The following is a 16,651-nucleotide window of genomic DNA, read 5'->3' on the forward strand; positions in this document are numbered from 1 at the left end:
TCGATCAGGCGTGCAGTGATTGCGCGTGGTGCGCGATGTGGTCGGCCATGAAGCTCTGGATGAAGTAGTAGCCGTGGTCGTAGCCCGCGTGCCGGCGCAGCGTGAGCGGCTGGCCGGCAGCGAAGCAGGCGGCCTCGAACGCCTCCGGATGCAACTGCTCGGCAAGGAATTTGTCGGCCAGCCCCTGGTCGATCAGGATGCCTTGCGGGTAGGGCGCGACGGTCTGAGACTGCATGAGTGCGCTCGCGTCATGAGCGAGCCACTGTGCGCGGTCGACGCCCGGCGCGCCGAGGTAGCCGTTGAACGCCTTCTCACCCCACGGGCACTGCGTGGGTGCACAGATCGGCGCGAAGGCCGAGAGCGACTTGAAGCGCCCCGGATGCCGCAGCGCCAGCGTGAGCGCGCCATGGCCGCCCATCGAGTGGCCGAAGATGCCGATGCGATGCCCGTCGATGGCGAAGTGCTGCGCCACGAGCGGCAGCAGTTCGTGGACGATCCAGCTTTCCATGCGCCAGTGCGTGGCCCATGGTTCGCGCGTGGCGTCGAGGTAGAAGCCGGCGCCGATGCCGAAGTCCCAGTCGTCCTTCGCGCCGGGCACGCACTCGGCGGCGGGGCCGCGCGGGCTGGTGTCGGGCGCGATCAGCGCGATGCCCAGGCTTGCGGCCATGCGCTGCGCGCCGGCCTTGATGGCGAAGGTCTCTTCATTGCAGGTGAGGCCCGCGAGGTAGAGCAGGGCCGGCACCGGCCCGTTCGCAGCCTGCGGTGGCAGGTAGACCGAGAAGCGCATCGGCAACCCGATCTCTTGCGACGCATGCTCGTGAAAGCTCTGCACGCCGCCGAAGCAAGGGTGTTCGGACAAGGTCTTGGGGGTGTGGTCGGTCATGGCTTGTTGTTGCGCAATGCGGGCACCAGTTCGAGCACCGCATCGGCGAAGGTGCGCGGTGCTTCCTGCGGCAGGTTGTGGCCCGCGCCGGGCACGAGGCGATGCGAGCGCGGACCGCTGAAACGATGTGCGTGGGCCGCGGCATCGGCCGGTGGCCGCACGCCGTCGTCGATGCCGTCGAAGGTGATGGCGGGCACGGTGATCGCCGGTTGCGCGGCAAGGCGGCGTTCGACGTCCGCATACGCCGGGTCGCCGGGCACGAGGCCGAAGCGGTGGCGGTACGAATGGATCACCACCTCGACGAAGTCCGGATGGTCGAAGGCAGTGGCGCTGCGCTCGAAGGTGGCGTCGTCGAACTGCCAGGTCGGCGACCACAGCTTCCAGAGCAGTTTCGCGATGGCCTTGCGGTCCTTTGCGAGGCCGGCCCGGCCGCGCTCGCTGTGGAAGTAGTACTGGTACCAGAGGCTGTGCTCGTTCTCGGCCGTGTCCGGCTCCATCGCCTTGGCGATGTTCTGGATGTTGTAGCTGTTGAGCGATACCAACCCCGCGCAGCGTTCGGGCCACAGCGCCGCGACCACGCAGGCGGCGCGGCCGCCCCAGTCGTAGCCGGCGAGCACAGCGCGTTCGATCTTCAATGCATCGAGCAGCGCGAGCAGGTCGGCGCCGAAGGCCGCCTGCTCGCCCGAGCGGGGCGTGGCATCGGCGAGGAAGCGCGTGGCGCCGTAGCCGCGCATGTACGGCACGATCACGCGGCAGCCTTGGCTTGCGAGCATCGGCGCGACTTCGGCGTAGGTGTGGATGTCGTACGGAAAGCCGTGCATCAGCAGCACGGGTGGGCCATCTGCAGGGCCGGCTTCATGGTAGGCGACTTCGAGGACGCCCGCCTCGATCTTGCGCAATGGCTCCATGCGATTCATGGCGGGTGCCTCGCAGTGCTCAGTACAGAACCACGCCGCGAATCGACTCGCCGCGCTTCATCAGGTCGAAGCCCTTGTTGATGTCTTCCAGCGGCATGGTGTGCGTGATCAGGTCGTCGATGTTGATCTTGCCTTCCATGTACCAGTCCACGATCTTCGGCACGTCGGTGCGGCCGCGTGCGCCGCCGAAGGCCGAGCCTTCCCATTTGCGGCCGGTGACCAGCTGGAATGGCCGCGTGCTGATTTCGGCGCCCGCTTCCGCCACGCCGATGATGATGCTGCGGCCCCAGCCCTTGTGCGTGCATTCCAGCGCCTGGCGCATCACCTTGGTGTTGCCGATGCACTCGAAGCTGTAGTCGGCGCCGCCGTCGGTCAATTGCACGATGGCATCGACCACGTTTTCGGTGTCCTTCGGGTTGATGAAGTGCGTCATGCCGAACTTGCGTGCCATGGCTTCGCGCTCGGGGTTCAGGTCGACGCCGATGATCTTGTCCGCGCCCACCATCTTGGCGCCCTGGATCACATTGAGGCCGATGCCGCCGAGGCCGAACACCACCACGTTGGCGCCGGCTTCCACCTTGGCCGTGAAGATCACCGCGCCGATGCCGGTGGTCACGCCGCAGCCGATGTAGCAGACCTTGTCGAAGGGGGCGTCCTTGCGGATCTTGGCGAGCGAGATTTCAGGGGCAACGGTGTAGTTGCTGAAGGTCGAGGTGCCCATGTAATGCGCGATGGGCTTGCCGTCGAGGCTGAAACGCGAGGTGCCGTCGGGCATCAGGCCCTTGCCCTGCGTGCCGCGGATCAGCTGGCACAGGTTGGTCTTGCGCGAGAGGCAGAACTTGCAGTGGCGGCATTCGGGCGTGTAGAGCGGAATGACGTGGTCGCCTTTTTTCAGCGTGGTGACGCCGGGGCCCACGTCGACCACGATGCCCGCGCCTTCATGGCCGAGGATCGCGGGGAAGATGCCTTCGGGGTCGGCGCCCGAGAGCGTGTAGTAGTCGGTGTGGCAGATGCCGGTGGCCTTGATCTCGACCAGGACTTCGCCGAACTTGGGGCCTTCGAGGTCCACGGTTTCGATGGTGAGGGGGGCTCCGGATTTCCAGGCGACGGCGGCTTTGGTTTTCATGGCGGGTTCGGGGGAAAAGAGGGAGAGGGAGGGGCAGACCCCAAGAATACTCAGGCAGGGCCAGCAGGGAAGATACCCGACATCCCGATGAACCCGGGCAGGTGTCGGAAATTCCAGACCCAGTTCCGCAGGGCCGGGAACTCGTCGAGCGAGATACCGCCTTCGCCAGCCAGCGCGACATACGGGAAGCAGGCGAGGTCGGCAATCGTCGGATCGGGTGCCGAAGCCAGCCAGCGCAGGCCCGCGCTGGCCTGTTCGGCGAGGTGGTCGTCGAGCATGCGGAACACGGCGCGCGCGCCGCTGCGGCAGGCGTCGATGTCCAGGTGGTGGTAGCCGAGCGCATCGTGCAGGCGCGCGGCCGAGGCGGTGCGGGTGATCTCGTCGGCGGTGGCGAGCCACATCGCGACCTGGCCGCGCAGCTTTGCATCGTCCGGATACCAGGGGCCGCGCGCGTCATGGCGGCTCGCGAGGTAGACCAGGATGGCCTGCGCATCGCGCAGCACGAAGCCGCCGTCGTCGATCACCGGGAGCTGTCCGAGCGGATTGACGTTCGCAAGAAATGCGGCCGACTTGTGTTCGCGCCCCGGGTAGAAGTCGACCGGCACGGATTCATGGGCAACACCGAGCCACGCCAGCATCTGCCGCACCTTGAAGCAGTTGCCCGAGAGCGGATAGTCGTACAGCTTCAGCATCGTCGTCATGCGGCGGCCCTCGTGCCGAAGCGCATGCCGCGCTCGCGCAGCCAGCGGCGATAGGTGACCGAGGAGGTGTCGCCGCGCGTCGGCGTCTCGGCGCGGCCTTCGAGCGGCATGCGCTTGAAGGCGTGGTTCTCCAGGATCGGCTTGTCCTGCCCGAAGATCGTTTGCTGGAAGGCGATGAGTTCGGCGTCGGTGGAGACCTCGTCGAAGCAGGCAAGGATCGTGTGGGCGATCACATGCTCGTCGTCGATCGGCTGCAGGAAAAGGCCGATGGCGTCCTGCGCGTCGGGGCGCAGGCTCGACTTGTAGAGCATGGCCGAGAAGGGCTGCATCACGCGGTAGGTGTAGAGCACGTTGCTGCCGGTGTCGTGCGCGGCCGAGGCCCGGGGCTGCCAGAAGCGGCAGTCGGTGGCCCAGATCTCCCCGGTGGCGGGGTCGATGTCCACCTGGTACTGCGCCACCTCGGTGTGCGGCACCTTGCCGAGGTAGTCGGCATGCACGAAGGGGAAGTGCGCCATGTCCAGGAAGTTCTCGATCACGCGCAGGCCCGACACCGCCACGCCGATGCCGCCGCAATCGACGGTGCGGCGGCCGGGTTCGGCGTATTCCGGGAATGCAAAGAGCGGGCGCGCAGGGTGACCGCTGGGGCAGACCCAGAGGTAGCCGTAGCGCAATTGCACGGCCAGTGGCTGTGCGTCGAGACGGCATTGCGGCGTGCCGTCGGCATCGGCCCAGAGCGAAAGCGTTTCGCCGAGCAGGCAGGTGGCATGCGGTTGCCGTTCGGAGGTGCCGGAGAGCGCGCTTGCAGATCCGACGACGAGCCAGTCGTCGCGCATGTTGGGATCGTCGGTGACGAAGGGCATCGGGGTTCCTTCAGCCTTGTGTTTCGATGGTGCCGCGCAGGTTGCGCGCGGCTGTGTGGAGGGTCTTCATCGCGTCGGAGCCGGGCGGCGCCTCGGTCCACAGGTGGACGAAGGTGAGCTGCGGTTGTGCGTCGAGCACCAGCGCAACGGTCTTCACTCCGTCGAGCGTGCCTCGAAATGTGCCCGGTGCCGCATCGGCCGCGAAGCCGCGCCGTGCAAGCACATTGCGCACGTTCTCTGCGCCGGCACGCAGCGTCAGCGTGCGGCAGAAGTGCCAACCGGCCGGCACGGCCTCGGCCAGCGAAGGCGGTGCAGACGATGCGTCTCGCGTGAGGTTGACCCACAGCATGCCGCCCGCATCGACCGCGCCGAACACCTTGGCGCAGACGTTGCGCGGCGCCTGCATCGCCGGATGGGCCGGAATGCTGACGCATTGCCCGTTGCCCGCGGCGTACTGCCAGCCGTGGTACGCGCAGGAGAGGCGGTCTTCGATGACCTGGCCGAGCGTGAAGCGCACGCTGCGGTGCGGGCAGCGGTTTTCCCAGGCCTGCGCCGCGCCGCTGGCCGATCGCCAGAGCGCGAGCTCCTGGCCCTCGGCGAAGCCGGCGACGATGTTGGCGCCGGGATGTACGCCGGCAGATGGCGCCACGGGGTGCCAGGTGGAAGTGGTCGGATCGGTCATGTCGTTCGTGGCCCTCAGCGCGAGCCGCCCATCACGCCTTCGGCGAACCAGTCCATCTTTCCGAGGTCCGCGTCCGCCACATTGCTGCCGGCTGCCACGCGAATCGCGCCTTTCTGGTCCTTGATGGGGCCACCGAACACTTGCAGCTTGCCGCTCGCGATGTCGCGCTCCTTCGCCTGCACAAGCTCGGCGACATCTTTCGGAACGCGCGGGCCCATCGGCGCCATCTTCACCACGCCGTCGGCGATGCCACCCAGGTAGAGGCTGGGCTTCCAGGTGCCGGCCATCACCTCGCGCGCCACCCGCGTGTAGAAGCCGCCCCAGTGGTGGGTAACGCCCGTGAGGTAGTTCTTCGGCGCATGGCTGCGCATGTCGGAATGGAAGGAGATGACGCCCACGCCGCGCGCTTCGGCCGCGGTGGTCACGGCGGGCGTGTCGGTGAAGTGCGTGAGCACGTCGGCGCCCTGGTTCATCAGCGCGACAGCGGCGTCGCGCTCCTTGGGCGGATCGAACCACGAGTTGATGAACACCACATGCACCATCGCCTTCGGGTTGACGCTGCGCGCGCCGAGCGTGAAGGCGTTCAGGTACCACATCACATCGGGCACCGGGTGCGCGCCGACGAAGCCGATGGTGTTGGAGCGCGTGGTCCTGCCCGCCACGATGCCCGCGAGATAGCCGCCTTCGTGCCAGCGGGCGTTGTAGCCGCCGAAGTTTTTCGCGGTCTGGTAGCCGCTGGCGATCAGGTACTTCGTGTCGGGGTTGTCGTTGGCGACCGAAAGCATCGGCTTCATGTAGCCGAAGGAGGCGCCGAAGATCAGCTTGCAGCCATCGGCCGAGAGCTCGCGCGCCACGCGCTCGGAATCGGGGCCCTCGTTGGTGTCGGGCACGGTGCGCACGCTGACCTGCGTGCCGAGGTTCTTCTCGAGCTCGCGCCGCCCGAGGTCGTGCTGGTAGGTCCAGCCGGTGTCGCCGACCGGGCCGAGGAAGACGAAGCCGATCTTGAGCGGCCCCGCCGCCCAGGCGGCGCGCAACGGGAGCAGGGAGGCGGCGACGCCGGCGGAGAGCAGGGTACGTCGGGCAGGGCTGTGCATCGGGTTTTCTCCAATCGTGGGGAGCGGGGCTCGGTGGGGCTTGGCATAGCATTCGCTACGCCCGCGCAGACCGTACCGTTTCTTTCCACCCGATGAAAGCCACATGCCGAGACGCAACTTTTCATTTCTGAAACGGCCAGCTTTCGCCGAAGGAGACCGCGCGTGACCGGCATCGATCTGGCGCTGGTGCAGGCCTTCGTGCTGGTCATGCAAAGCGGCAGCCTCACGAAGGCCGAGAGCCTGTCGGGCGTCTCCAAGGCCACGCTGAGCCGGCAGCTCACGCGGCTGGAGGAACTGCTGGGCGCGCAACTGCTGATGCGCAGCTCGCGCCGCGTCACGGCGACCGAGGCCGGGCGCGCCTTCTTCGCGCGCTGCGAAGGCTTGCTGGACGACGTGACAGGCCGGCTGGAGACGGCACGCACTGAGATCCAGGAGATCACGGCGGGCGTCTCGGGCAGTCTTTCCTTGCTGTCCGATACGCAGTTCAGCACCTCGTTCGTCTGCCATGTGGTGAAGCTGTTCCTGGAGTCGCACCCGAACGTGCGCTGCCAGCTCGACGTGGCGAGCCGTCTGAATGCGCCGCAGATCGGCGACGTCGATTGCTACGTGTGCTCCGAGCCGCCCGACGTGCCGAACCTCGTCGCCAAGCTGCTGGGCCGGCTGAACTACGGCCTCTATGCGAGCCCGCAGTACCTCGAGCGCCAGGGCGTGCCACAGGTGCCCGACGACCTGCTGGATCACCGCTCGATCGTCATGAAGGAGGCCTCGGGGCCGTCGCAGGTGCTGCTGGTCTCGGGTGCATCGGGCAGCTACGCCTTTCGCCCGGAGCCCGCCTTCGAGACCAACGACCACTGGGTGATGAAGACCTTCTGCATCGACGGCTTCGGCGTCGCGCTGCTGCCGGCCTTCTTCGCGCGGCCCGAAGTGGCGCAGGGCGTGCTCGTGCCGGTGCTGCCGCAATGGCAACCGGAGCCGCGGCGCATCTACTGCGCCTACCAGCGGCAGCGCTACATGGGGCAGAAACTGCGCGCGTTCGTCGACCTGATGGCGCGCTGCGTGGTGGACATCGATTCGTACAACTACTACGTGGGCTCGTCCGCGGCCCGGCGGGGCAAGGCGGGTGCAAGACCATAATGACGGCCCGCCCGACGTTCGCCTGATCCATCATGAAGAAAATCCTCGTCCTCAACGGCCCCAACCTCAACCTGCTCGGCACGCGCGAGCCCGAGCAATACGGACGCGACACGCTGGCCGATGTCGAGCGCCTGTGCAAGGACACGGGCGCAAAGCTCGGCGTGGAGATCGAATGTCGCCAGTCGAACCACGAAGGCGTGCTGGTCGACTGGATCCAGGAAGCGGGCCGCGAAGTGGCTGCGGGCCACATGCTCGGCGTGGTGATGAACCCCGGCGCCTACACCCACACTTCGATCGCGCTGCACGATGCGATCAAGGGGGCGAGCGTGCCGCTGATCGAGCTGCACATCTCGAACGTGCATGCGCGCGAGGAGTTCCGCCACAAGTCCTACATCTCGCCTGCGGCGCGCGGGATCATCGTGGGGCTGGGCGTCAAGGGCTACACGCTGGCGATTGCCGCGCTGGTGCCCTGAACCGCCAGCGAATCAATACATCTGCTTGGGTGCCGCGGCCTTCCAGCTGCGGCTGATGCGGCCAGCGCTGTCGATGCTCTCCAGATGCACGTCGAAGCCCCAGAGTCGCGCGACGTGCTTGAGCACTTCTTCCGCCCCGTCGTGCAGCGGCAGGTTGTTGCGCTGCGTGTGCCGCAGCGTCAACGAGCGGTCGCCGCGCGTGGCCACGCTCCACACCTGGATGTCGGGCTCGCGGCTGCTGATGTCGTACTGGCGTGAGAGGGATTCGCGCAGCGACTGGTAGCCGCTGTCGTCGTGGATGGCGGAGACCTCGAGCTCGGCTTCGCTCTGGAAGTCGCGAATGGAGAACAGGCGGAAATCGCGCATCGTCTTTGGGCTCAGGAACTGGCCGATGAAGCTCTCGTCCTTGAAGTTGCGCATCGCGTAGTCGAGCGTCTTGACCCAGTCGCTGCCGGCGAAGTCGGGGAACCAGCGGCGGTCTTCCTCGGTGGGCTTCTCGCAGACGCGGCGCAGCTCGGTGAACATCGCGAAGCCCAGTGCATAGGGGTTGATGCCGCTGTAGGCGCGGTGGCCCACCGGCGGCTGGAAGATCACGCCCGTGTGCGAGCTGAGCCATTCCATCATGAAGCCGTCGGCCAACTGGCCGCGCTCATACATGGTGTTGAGCAGCGTGTAGTGCCAGAAGGTGGCCCAGCCTTCGTTCATCACCTGCGTTTGCCGCTGCGGATAGAAGTACTGCGCGATCTTGCGCACGATGCGCACCACCTCGCGCTGCCAGGGTTCGAGCAGCGCGGCGTTCTTCTCGATGAAATAGAGCAGGTTCTCCTGCGGCTCCGACGGAAAGCGCCGCGTGGCGTCGGATTCGGCCGCCTGCTCGGCGCGCTTGGGCAGCGTGCGCCAGAGGTCGTTCACCTGCTGTTGCATGTGGCGCTCGCGATCGGCGCGTTGCACGCTCTCCTGCGCGAGCGAGCGTTTCTGCGGGCGGCGATAGCGGTCGACACCGTAGTTCATCAGCGCATGGCAGGAGTCGAGCAGTTCCTCCACTGCATCGAGGCCGTGCCGCTCCTCGCACTCGGCGATGTAGTGGCGCGCATAGACGAGGTAGTCGATGATGGACGACGCATCGGTCCACATCCGGAACAGGTAATTGCCCTTGAAGAAGCTGTTGTGGCCGTAGGCCGCATGCGCAATCACCAGGGCCTGCATGGCCATGGTGTTTTCTTCCATCAGGTAGGCGATGCACGGATCGGAGTTGATGACGATCTCGTAGGCCAGGCCCATGTGGCCGCGCTTGTAGTTCTTCTCCGTCGCGATGAACTGTTTGCCGTACGACCAGTGGCGGTAGATCATCGGCATGCCCACGCTGGCGTAGGCATCCATCATCTGCTCGGCGGTGATCACCTCTAGCTGGTTGGGGTAGGTGTCCAAGCCGAAGCCCTTCGCCGTCTTCGCGATTTCGGTGTGATAGGTCTCGATGAGCTCGAAAGTCCAGTCCGAGGGACTGGGCAGGCGCTCCAGCTTCAGGTCCGAAGGAGGGCGGTCGGTGGCGGCGGTGGTGTTCATGAGGTGACCCCTTCCTTCTTGAACAGGTCGCGGAACACGGGGTAGATGTCTTGGGCGTCGGAGACCTTGCGCATCGCGAAGTTGGGCTGCACGCCTTCGAGCTGCGCGTATTCCTGCCACAGGTTCTGCTCGGTCTCGGCCACCTGCACGTAGGCGTAGTAGCGCACCACCGGCAGGATGTCGTTGACCAGCAGCTCGCGGCAGCGGCCGCTGTCCTGGTGCCAGTTGTCGCCGTCGCTGGCCTGCGCGCCGTAGACGTTCCATTCGCCGCTCGGGTAGCGCGCCTTGATGATCTCGTCCATCAGCACCAGCGCGCTGGAGACCACGGTGCCGCCGGTCTCGGTGGCGTGGAAGAACTCTTCCTCGGTCACTTCCTGCGCCTGCGTGTGGTGGCGCAGGAACACGAGGTCGATGGTCTCGTAGTGCCGCGTGAGGAACATGTAGAGCAGCATGAAGAAGCGCTTGGCCATGTCCTTGCGCGCCTCGTCCATCGAGCCCGACACGTCCATGAGGCAGAACATCACCGCCTTGGCGCTGGGCACCGGCGTCTTCACGCGGTTGCGGTAGCGCAGGTCGATGGGGTCGATGTAGGGCACGTGCCGCATGGTGCGGCGCAGCTCGGCGATGAGCTCCTCGGTCTCGCGGATTTCCTTCTCGATCAGCGCCGTCGTGGCCTGCGGATGCGCCTTCAGGTGCAGCAGATGCGCCTCGAGGCGCTTGAGTTCCTTGCGCGGTTCGCCGCCCAGCGCAATGCGACGCGCGAGCGCTCCGCGCATCGAGCGCACCACGTGCAGATTGTTGGGCGAGCCATCGCTCGTGAAGCCGGCGCGGTGGCTCTTCCACTCGGGCACGTCGGCGATCTGGGTGCGGATGAGGTGCGGGAGCGCCAGGTCGTCGAAGAAGACACGCATGAATTCTTCGCGGGTGAGGCGGAAGACGAAGTCGTCTTCGCCTTCACCGCTGTCGCTGGCCTCGCCACTTCCTGAGCCACCGCCGCCCTGGCCGTCGGGGCGGGCGATGCGGTCGCCCTTCAGGTACTCCTGGTTGCCCGGATGCACGTACTCGCGGTCGCCGCCACGGGCATGTCCGAACACCGGTTCGGACACATCGTGGCGCGGCAGGGTCACGTCTTCGCCTTGCTCCAGCTCGCGGATGTTGCGGCCGCTGACTGCGCGCCGCACCGCCTCCTGGATCTGCCCCTTGTAGCGCCGAAGGAAGCGCTCGCGGTTGCCAATGGACTTGTTCTTGCCCGATAGCCGGCGGTCGATGATCTGCTGCAGGATGGCCACGATGGTGTCAAAGCTCCTTGCAAAGAAGAGAACGAATGAAGGCTCGTCGTTATGAACTCTTGCGCACGCGCAGGTACCACTCGCAGAGCAGGCGAACCTGCTTGGCGGTGTAGCCCTTCTCGACCATGCGAGTGACGAAGTCTTCGTGCTTCTTCTGCTCGTCGGCGCTGCTCTTGGTGTTGAAGCTGATCACCGGCAGGAGCTCTTCGGTGTTGGAGAACATCTTCTTCTCGATCACCGCGCGCAGCTTTTCGTAGCTGGTCCACGCCGGGTTCCGCCCCGCGTTGCCGGCCCGCGCACGCAGCACGAAGTTGACGATCTCGTTGCGGAAGTCCTTCGGATTGCCGATGCCCGCGGGCCGTTCGATCTTCTCGAGCTCGCCGTTGAGCGAGGCGCGGTCGAACACTTCGCCGGTGTCCACGTCGCGGAATTCCTGGTCCTGGATCCAGTAGTCGGCGTAGGTGACGTAGCGATCGAAGATGTTCTGGCCGTACTCGCTGTAGCTCTCCAGGTACGCGGTCTGGATTTCCTTGCCGATGAACTCGGCATAGCGCGGCGCCAGGAGCTCCTTGATGTAGCTGATGTACTTCTGCTCGACCTCGGGCGCGAACTGCTCGCGCTCGATCTGCTGCTCGAGCACGTACATCAGGTGCACCGGATTGGCGGCGACTTCGGAGCTGTCGAAGTTGAAGACCTTCGAGATGATCTTGAAGGCGAAGCGGGTGGAGACGCCGCTCATGCCTTCGTCGACGCCCGCGTAGTCGCGGTACTCCTGGATCGACTTGGCCTTGGGGTCGGTGTCCTTGAGGTTCTCGCCGTCGTACACCTGCATCTTGCTGAAGGTGCTGGAGTTCTCGGGCTCCTTCAGGCGGGTGAGCACCGAGAGCTGCGCCATCATGCGCAGGGTGCCGGGCGCGCAGGGTGCCTGCGCCAGCGACGAGTTGCGCACCAGCTTCTCGTAGATCTTGATTTCTTCCGAGGCGCGCAGGCAGTAGGGCACCTTGACGATGTAAATCCGGTCGAGGAAAGCCTCGTTGTTCTTGTTGTTGCGGAAGGCCTTCCACTCGCTCTCGTTGCTGTGCGCGAGCACGATGCCGTCGAAGGGAATGGCACCGAAGCCTTCCGTGCCCTTGAAGTTGCTCTCCTGCGTGGCCGTGAGCAGTGGATGCAGCACCTTGATGGGCGCCTTGAACATTTCCACGAACTCCAGCAGGCCCTGGTTGGCCAGGCACAGGCCCCCGGAGTAGGCGTAGGCGTCGGGGTCGTCCTGGGCATAGGTCTCGAGCTTGCGGATGTCGACCTTGCCGACCAGCGAGGAGATGTCCTGGTTGTTCTCGTCGCCGGGCTCGGTCTTGGCCACTGCGATCTGCCGCAGTACCGAGGGGAAGCGCTTGACCACCTTGAACTGGCGGATGTCGCCGCCGTATTCCTCCAGGCGCTTGACGGCCCAGGGCGAGAGAATTCGATTCAGGTAGCGGCGCGGAATGCCGTATTCCTTTTCAAGGATCTCGCCGTCTTCCAGGGTGTCGAAGAGCCCCAGGGGCGATTCGTTCACCGGCGAACCATGGATCGCATAGAAGGGCACGTGCTCCATGAGCTGCTTCAGGCGCTCTGCGATCGAACTCTTGCCGCCGCCGACCGGACCCAGCAGGTAAAGGATTTGCTTCTTTTCTTCCAGCCCCTGGGCGGCATGGCGGAAATAGGACACCACCTGTTCGATGGCGTCCTCCATGCCGTAGAACTCCTTGAACGCCGGATAGATCTTGATGACCTTGTTGGCGAAGATGCGCGAAAGCCGGGGGTCGTTGCGCGTATCGACCAGTTCGGGCTCGCCAATGGCCTTGAGCATGCGCTCGGAGGCGGTGGCGTAGGCGGTGGGATCGCGCTTGCAGATATCCAGGTATTCCTGCAGCGAGATCACCTCCTCGCGAGTGCGCTCGTAGCGGGCGGCAAAGTTGCTGATCACATCCATGGTCACGCCTCCATCAGGTCAGTGGGGCTTTTGGCCCCGAGGCCTGCAGCAAAGGCAATGCGCGCCATTTAAAAGGTGCCCGCCCCGCTGCATGCGGTGGAAAACTCCCCTACAACATTCTGCTAACAATCAGGATAAAGCAAAGATTGAACCCGGCAAATCTTTTATTTATTGCGAACCACACTGGCAAGTAAAGTTCCTGAAAAAAGCCGGAACTAGTTTTCAAATTTCAGTTAAATTAAAAGGCTCGGCTTGTGCAATTCTCTCCGGGTGAAATGCCTATATCGAACGGTATTGGTGTTTTCCCGGGAACACAGTGCCTATTGGGCGCTGTAGCTCAATAAAAACATACGTCTCCCTGCAATAACGCGCGATCTGTCGTTTGGTTTATTGCACATCCAAAAAATATCTAAAAGCAATCATCACGCCACCTTGGGCTAGGCGATCAGCTCATGTACGCGTGGGATGGGAGCGCAGATTCCGGGTGGCAAGGGCCGCAATGGTGCGAGGCGCACCGCCCGCGTGCTCCGGGGCGGCCTCGCGGCTCAGATTGCACCAGTCCAAGGAGACACGGCGTTCCGGCGCCCCGTCGCGCCGCATCCGCCAAGCGGCGTGGGAGCGCGTGTTACAGACGGAGAAAAGCCCCGAGGCCCTGCTGCAACCGGTGCGCGCAGAGGCTCAGGGCCTCGAACATTCCCGCACGTCTTTGGTGCCCGGCGGGATCTTCTCTCAGGTCACTCAGATCAGCTGAAAAATTCCTTGGCCTTGTCGAACCAGCCCTTGTCGGTCGGGCTGTGCTTGTCGCCGCCCTTCTTGAGCGACTCGTCGAGTTCCTTCAGAAGCTTGCGCTGATGCTCGGTGAGCTTCACCGGCGTCTCGACGCGCACATGGCAATACAGGTCGCCTGGATAGCTCGAGCGCACGCCCTTGATGCCCTTGCCGCGCAGGCGGAACTGCTTTCCGCTTTGCGTGCCGTCGGGGATGTCGATGGCCGCCGCGCCCTTGAGCGTCGGCACGCTGATCTCACCGCCGAGCGCCGCCGTGGTCACGCTGACCGGCACCACGCAATGCAGGTCGTCGCCATCGCGCTCGAAGAGCTCGTGCTTCTTGAGGCGGATCTCGATGTACAGGTCGCCCGGCGGCCCGCCGTTGGTGCCCGGTTCGCCGTTGCCGGTGCTGCGGATGCGCATGCCGTCGTCGATGCCGGCGGGAATCTTCACCTCGAGCGTCTTGTTGTTCTTGATCTTGCCCTGGCCATGGCACACGGTGCAGGGCTCGGGAATGATCTTGCCGCTGCCGTGGCAGGTGGGGCAGGTTTGCTGCACGCTGAAGAAGCCCTGGCGCATCTGCACCGCGCCGGCGCCGTGGCAGGTGGTGCAGGTGATCGGCTTGGTGCCGGGCTTGGCGCCCGAGCCCTTGCAGGTGTCGCAGTTGTCCCAGCTGGGAATGCGGATCTGGGCTTCCTTGCCCTCGGCCGCTTCCTCGAGCGTGACTTCCATCGCGTAGCTCAGGTCACTGCCGCGGAACACCTGGCGCCCGCCGCTCTGGCGGCCACCGCGCGCTCCGCCGAACACGTCGCCGAAGATGTCGCCGAAGGCCTCCGCGAAGCCGCCGAAGCCTTCTGCGCCCGGGCCTCCGCGCATGTTGGGGTCGACGCCGGCATGGCCGTACTGGTCGTAGGCCGCACGCTTCTGGCCATCGGACAGCATTTCATAGGCTTCCTTCACCTCCTTGAACTTGGCCTCGGCGTCCTTGCTGGTGTCGCCGTGGTTGCGGTCGGGGTGGTGCTTCATCGCAAGCTTGCGATAAGCCTTCTTGATTTCTTCCTCGCTGGCGTTCTTGGGGACGCCGAGGGTTTCGTAGTAGTCGCGTTTGGTGGCCATGGCAGGTCGATCAGGGGGCTCGGGAGACAGCGGGAACTCGGGTGACTTGAAGCGAGAAAGGCTGGAGCACCCCGCAGGGTGATCCAGCCTTGGTCAAGCGGCTGTGGATCAGCCCTTCTTGACTTCCTTGACTTCGGCGTCGACCACGTTGTCGTCGGCCTGCGCGTGCGCAGCAGCTTCCGCGCCAGCCGGGCCGCTCGCTGCCGAGGCGCCTGCCGCGGCCTGCGATTCCGCGTACATCTTCTCGCCGAGCTTCTGGCTGGCCGTCATCAGCGTGTTGGTCTTTTCCTCGATCACGGTCTTGTCTTCACCCTTGAGGGCTTCCTCGACGTCCTTGATCGCGGCTTCGATTGCTTCCTTCTCGGCGGCTTCCAGGCTCGCACCATGTTCGCCCAGCGACTTCTTCACGCTGTGCACCATGGCCTCGCCCTGGTTGCGGGCCTGCACGATCTCGAGCTTCTTCTTGTCGTCTTCGGCGTTGAGTTCGGCGTCCTTCACCATCTTCTGGATTTCGTCCTCGGAGAGGCCCGAGTTCGCCTTGATGGTGATCTTGTTTTCCTTGCCGGTGCCCTTGTCCTTCGCGCCGACGTGCAGGATGCCGTTGGCGTCGATGTCGAAGCTCACCTCGATCTGCGGCGTGCCGCGCGATGCCGGCGGAATGCCTTCCAGGTTGAATTCGCCGAGCGCCTTGTTGCCCGAAGCGATTTCGCGCTCGCCCTGGAACACCTTGATGGTCACGGCCGGCTGGTTGTCCTCGGCGGTCGAGAAGGTCTGCGCGAACTTCGTCGGGATCGTGGTGTTCTTCGTGATCATCTTGGTCATCACGCCACCCATGGTCTCGATGCCGAGCGACAGCGGGGTCACGTCCAGCAGCAGCACGTCCTTGCGGTCGCCTGAGAGCACCTGGCCCTGGATGGCGGCGCCGACGGCCACGGCTTCGTCGGGGTTCACGTCCTTGCGCGGTTCCTTGCCGAAGAAGGCCTTCACCTTTTCCTGCACCTTGGGCATGCGGGTCATGCCGCCGACCAGGATCACGTCGTTGATGTCGCTCACGCTGATGCCGGCATCCTTGATGGCCAGGCGGCACGGCGCGATGGTGCGTTCGACCAGCTCGTCGACCAGGCTTTCCAGCTTGGCGCGGGTGAGCTTGATGTTCAGGTGCTTCGGACCCGAGGCATCGGCCGTGATGTAGGGCAGGTTGATGTCGGTCTGCGCGCTGTTCGATAGTTCGATCTTGGCCTTCTCAGCGGCTTCCTTCAGGCGCTGCAGTGCCAGCACGTCCTTGCTCAGGTCGACGCCCTGTTCCTTTTTGAACTCGGCAATGATGTAGTCGATGATGCGCTGGTCGAAGTCTTCACCGCCGAGGAACGTGTCGCCGTTGGTCGACAGCACTTCGAACTGCTTCTCGCCGTCGACGTCCGCGATTTCGATGATCGACACGTCGAAGGTGCCGCCGCCCAGGTCATACACGGCGATCTTGCGGTCGGCCTTGTCCTGCTTGTCCAGGCCGAAGGCCAGGGCCGCAGCGGTGGGCTCGTTGATGATGCGCTTGACGTCCAGGCCCGCAATGCGGCCGGCGTCCTTGGTGGCCTGGCGCTGGGCGTCGTTGAAGTACGCCGGCACCGTGATCACGGCTTCGGTGATGGTTTCGCCCAGGTAGTCCTCGGCGGTCTTCTTCATCTTGCGCAGGATGTCGGCGCTGACTTGCTGCGGAGCCATCTTCTTGCCGCGCACTTCGACCCACGCGTCGCCGTTGTCGGCCTTGGCGATGGTGTAGGGCATCAGGTCGATGTCCTTCTGCACTTCCTTTTCCTCGAACTTGCGGCCGATCAAGCGCTTGATCGCGTACAGCGTGTTCTTGGGGTTGGTGACGGCCTGGCGCTTGGCCGAGGCACCGACCAGGACTTCACCGTCTTCCTGGTACGCGACGATCGACGGCGTGGTGCGCGCACCTTCCGAGTTCTCGATCACACGCGTGGTGTTGCCTTCCATGATCGACACGCACGAGTTGGTGGTGCCGAGGTCGATGCCGATGATCTTTGCCATGTTCTTTACTCCTGAAGCCTGAAAAATA

The 16,651-nt window shown here is 64.8% G+C and carries 14 protein-coding genes; 2 read left to right on the forward strand and 12 right to left on the reverse strand.

Features of this window, described 5'->3' with window-relative positions:
• Window positions 1-4: 4 nt before the first annotated feature.
• From fghA to ACSFA7_RS00780, 7 genes are read right to left on the reverse strand one after another with little or no spacing between them, the layout of a single operon-like run.
• The gene (fghA, locus tag ACSFA7_RS00750) at window positions 5-883 is read right to left on the reverse strand and encodes an S-formylglutathione hydrolase (RefSeq protein ID WP_435497632.1); all 879 of its coding nucleotides are present in this window, start codon (window positions 881-883) and stop codon (window positions 5-7) included.
• Window positions 880-1,800 carry an alpha/beta fold hydrolase gene (locus tag ACSFA7_RS00755; RefSeq protein WP_435497633.1) on the reverse strand — a complete coding sequence of 307 codons (921 nt, stop codon included), beginning with the start codon at window positions 1,798-1,800 and terminating at the stop codon, window positions 880-882. Before ACSFA7_RS00755 ends, fghA begins: the two co-directional genes overlap by 4 nt.
• A 19-nt stretch (window positions 1,801-1,819) precedes the next feature.
• Window positions 1,820-2,926 carry an S-(hydroxymethyl)glutathione dehydrogenase/class III alcohol dehydrogenase gene (locus ACSFA7_RS00760; RefSeq protein WP_435497634.1) on the reverse strand — a complete coding sequence of 369 codons (1,107 nt, stop codon included), beginning with the start codon at window positions 2,924-2,926 and terminating at the stop codon, window positions 1,820-1,822.
• Window positions 2,927-2,976: 50 nt separating this feature from the next.
• The gene (locus ACSFA7_RS00765; RefSeq protein WP_435497635.1) at window positions 2,977-3,627 is read right to left on the reverse strand and encodes a glutathione S-transferase family protein; all 651 of its coding nucleotides are present in this window, start codon (window positions 3,625-3,627) and stop codon (window positions 2,977-2,979) included.
• Window positions 3,624-4,487 (reverse strand): aromatic ring-hydroxylating dioxygenase subunit alpha, encoded by an 864-nt coding sequence (locus ACSFA7_RS00770; RefSeq protein WP_435497636.1) that lies wholly within the window; start codon window positions 4,485-4,487, stop codon window positions 3,624-3,626. Before ACSFA7_RS00770 ends, ACSFA7_RS00765 begins: the two co-directional genes overlap by 4 nt.
• A 10-nt stretch (window positions 4,488-4,497) precedes the next feature.
• On the reverse strand, window positions 4,498-5,169 hold the full coding sequence (locus ACSFA7_RS00775; RefSeq protein ID WP_435497637.1) for a Rieske 2Fe-2S domain-containing protein: 672 nt from the start codon (window positions 5,167-5,169) through the stop codon (window positions 4,498-4,500).
• A gap of 14 nt (window positions 5,170-5,183) precedes the next feature.
• Complete coding sequence (locus tag ACSFA7_RS00780; protein WP_435497638.1) at window positions 5,184-6,263, reverse strand: BMP family ABC transporter substrate-binding protein; 1,080 nt, start codon at window positions 6,261-6,263, stop codon at window positions 5,184-5,186.
• A 162-nt stretch (window positions 6,264-6,425) separates the two neighbouring features.
• Between ACSFA7_RS00780 and ACSFA7_RS00785 the strand changes: the two genes are divergently transcribed.
• Both ACSFA7_RS00785 and aroQ read left to right on the forward strand, forming a co-directional pair.
• Complete coding sequence (locus tag ACSFA7_RS00785) at window positions 6,426-7,397, forward strand: LysR family transcriptional regulator (protein ID WP_435497639.1); 972 nt, start codon at window positions 6,426-6,428, stop codon at window positions 7,395-7,397.
• Window positions 7,398-7,429: 32 nt separating this feature from the next.
• Window positions 7,430-7,870 carry a type II 3-dehydroquinate dehydratase gene (gene aroQ, locus ACSFA7_RS00790; RefSeq protein WP_042578586.1) on the forward strand — a complete coding sequence of 147 codons (441 nt, stop codon included), beginning with the start codon at window positions 7,430-7,432 and terminating at the stop codon, window positions 7,868-7,870.
• Between the two features lie 12 nt (window positions 7,871-7,882).
• On the opposite strand, the gene ACSFA7_RS00795 is transcribed toward aroQ, so the two are convergent.
• The 5 genes from ACSFA7_RS00795 to dnaK form a co-directional block, all read right to left on the reverse strand.
• Entirely contained in the window at window positions 7,883-9,433 is a 1,551-nt protein-coding gene (locus ACSFA7_RS00795; protein WP_435497640.1) for a SpoVR family protein, read from the reverse strand.
• The gene (locus tag ACSFA7_RS00800; protein WP_206178158.1) at window positions 9,430-10,722 is read right to left on the reverse strand and encodes a YeaH/YhbH family protein; all 1,293 of its coding nucleotides are present in this window, start codon (window positions 10,720-10,722) and stop codon (window positions 9,430-9,432) included. Before ACSFA7_RS00800 ends, ACSFA7_RS00795 begins: the two co-directional genes overlap by 4 nt.
• Before the next feature lie 49 nt (window positions 10,723-10,771).
• The gene (locus ACSFA7_RS00805) at window positions 10,772-12,694 is read right to left on the reverse strand and encodes a PrkA family serine protein kinase (RefSeq protein WP_435497641.1); all 1,923 of its coding nucleotides are present in this window, start codon (window positions 12,692-12,694) and stop codon (window positions 10,772-10,774) included.
• Between the two features lie 743 nt (window positions 12,695-13,437).
• Complete coding sequence (dnaJ, locus tag ACSFA7_RS00810; protein WP_042578582.1) at window positions 13,438-14,577, reverse strand: molecular chaperone DnaJ; 1,140 nt, start codon at window positions 14,575-14,577, stop codon at window positions 13,438-13,440.
• 108 nt (window positions 14,578-14,685) lie between these two features.
• Window positions 14,686-16,623 carry a molecular chaperone DnaK gene (gene dnaK / locus ACSFA7_RS00815; protein ID WP_435497642.1) on the reverse strand — a complete coding sequence of 646 codons (1,938 nt, stop codon included), beginning with the start codon at window positions 16,621-16,623 and terminating at the stop codon, window positions 14,686-14,688.
• Window positions 16,624-16,651 lie beyond the last annotated feature (28 nt).

The sequence above is a fragment of the Variovorax trehalosi genome (assembly GCF_051216415.1).
GTDB lineage: Bacteria > Pseudomonadota > Gammaproteobacteria > Burkholderiales > Burkholderiaceae_C > Variovorax.

Coding starts and splice junctions, on each gene's coding strand:
- ACSFA7_RS00775 (WP_435497637.1), bottom strand. CDS start 5,169: ATGACCGATCCGACCACTTCCACCTGGCACCCCGTGGCGCCATCTGCC.
- ACSFA7_RS00760 (WP_435497634.1), bottom strand. CDS start 2,926: ATGAAAACCAAAGCCGCCGTCGCCTGGAAATCCGGAGCCCCCCTCACC.
- ACSFA7_RS00755 (WP_435497633.1), bottom strand. CDS start 1,800: ATGAATCGCATGGAGCCATTGCGCAAGATCGAGGCGGGCGTCCTCGAA.
- dnaJ (WP_042578582.1), bottom strand. CDS start 14,577: ATGGCCACCAAACGCGACTACTACGAAACCCTCGGCGTCCCCAAGAAC.
- ACSFA7_RS00795 (WP_435497640.1), bottom strand. CDS start 9,433: ATGAACACCACCGCCGCCACCGACCGCCCTCCTTCGGACCTGAAGCTG.
- ACSFA7_RS00805 (WP_435497641.1), bottom strand. CDS start 12,694: ATGGATGTGATCAGCAACTTTGCCGCCCGCTACGAGCGCACTCGCGAG.
- aroQ (WP_042578586.1), top strand. CDS start 7,430: ATGAAGAAAATCCTCGTCCTCAACGGCCCCAACCTCAACCTGCTCGGC.
- ACSFA7_RS00770 (WP_435497636.1), bottom strand. CDS start 4,487: ATGCCCTTCGTCACCGACGATCCCAACATGCGCGACGACTGGCTCGTC.
- ACSFA7_RS00780 (WP_435497638.1), bottom strand. CDS start 6,263: ATGCACAGCCCTGCCCGACGTACCCTGCTCTCCGCCGGCGTCGCCGCC.
- fghA (WP_435497632.1), bottom strand. CDS start 883: ATGACCGACCACACCCCCAAGACCTTGTCCGAACACCCTTGCTTCGGC.
- ACSFA7_RS00765 (WP_435497635.1), bottom strand. CDS start 3,627: ATGACGACGATGCTGAAGCTGTACGACTATCCGCTCTCGGGCAACTGC.
- dnaK (WP_435497642.1), bottom strand. CDS start 16,623: ATGGCAAAGATCATCGGCATCGACCTCGGCACCACCAACTCGTGCGTG.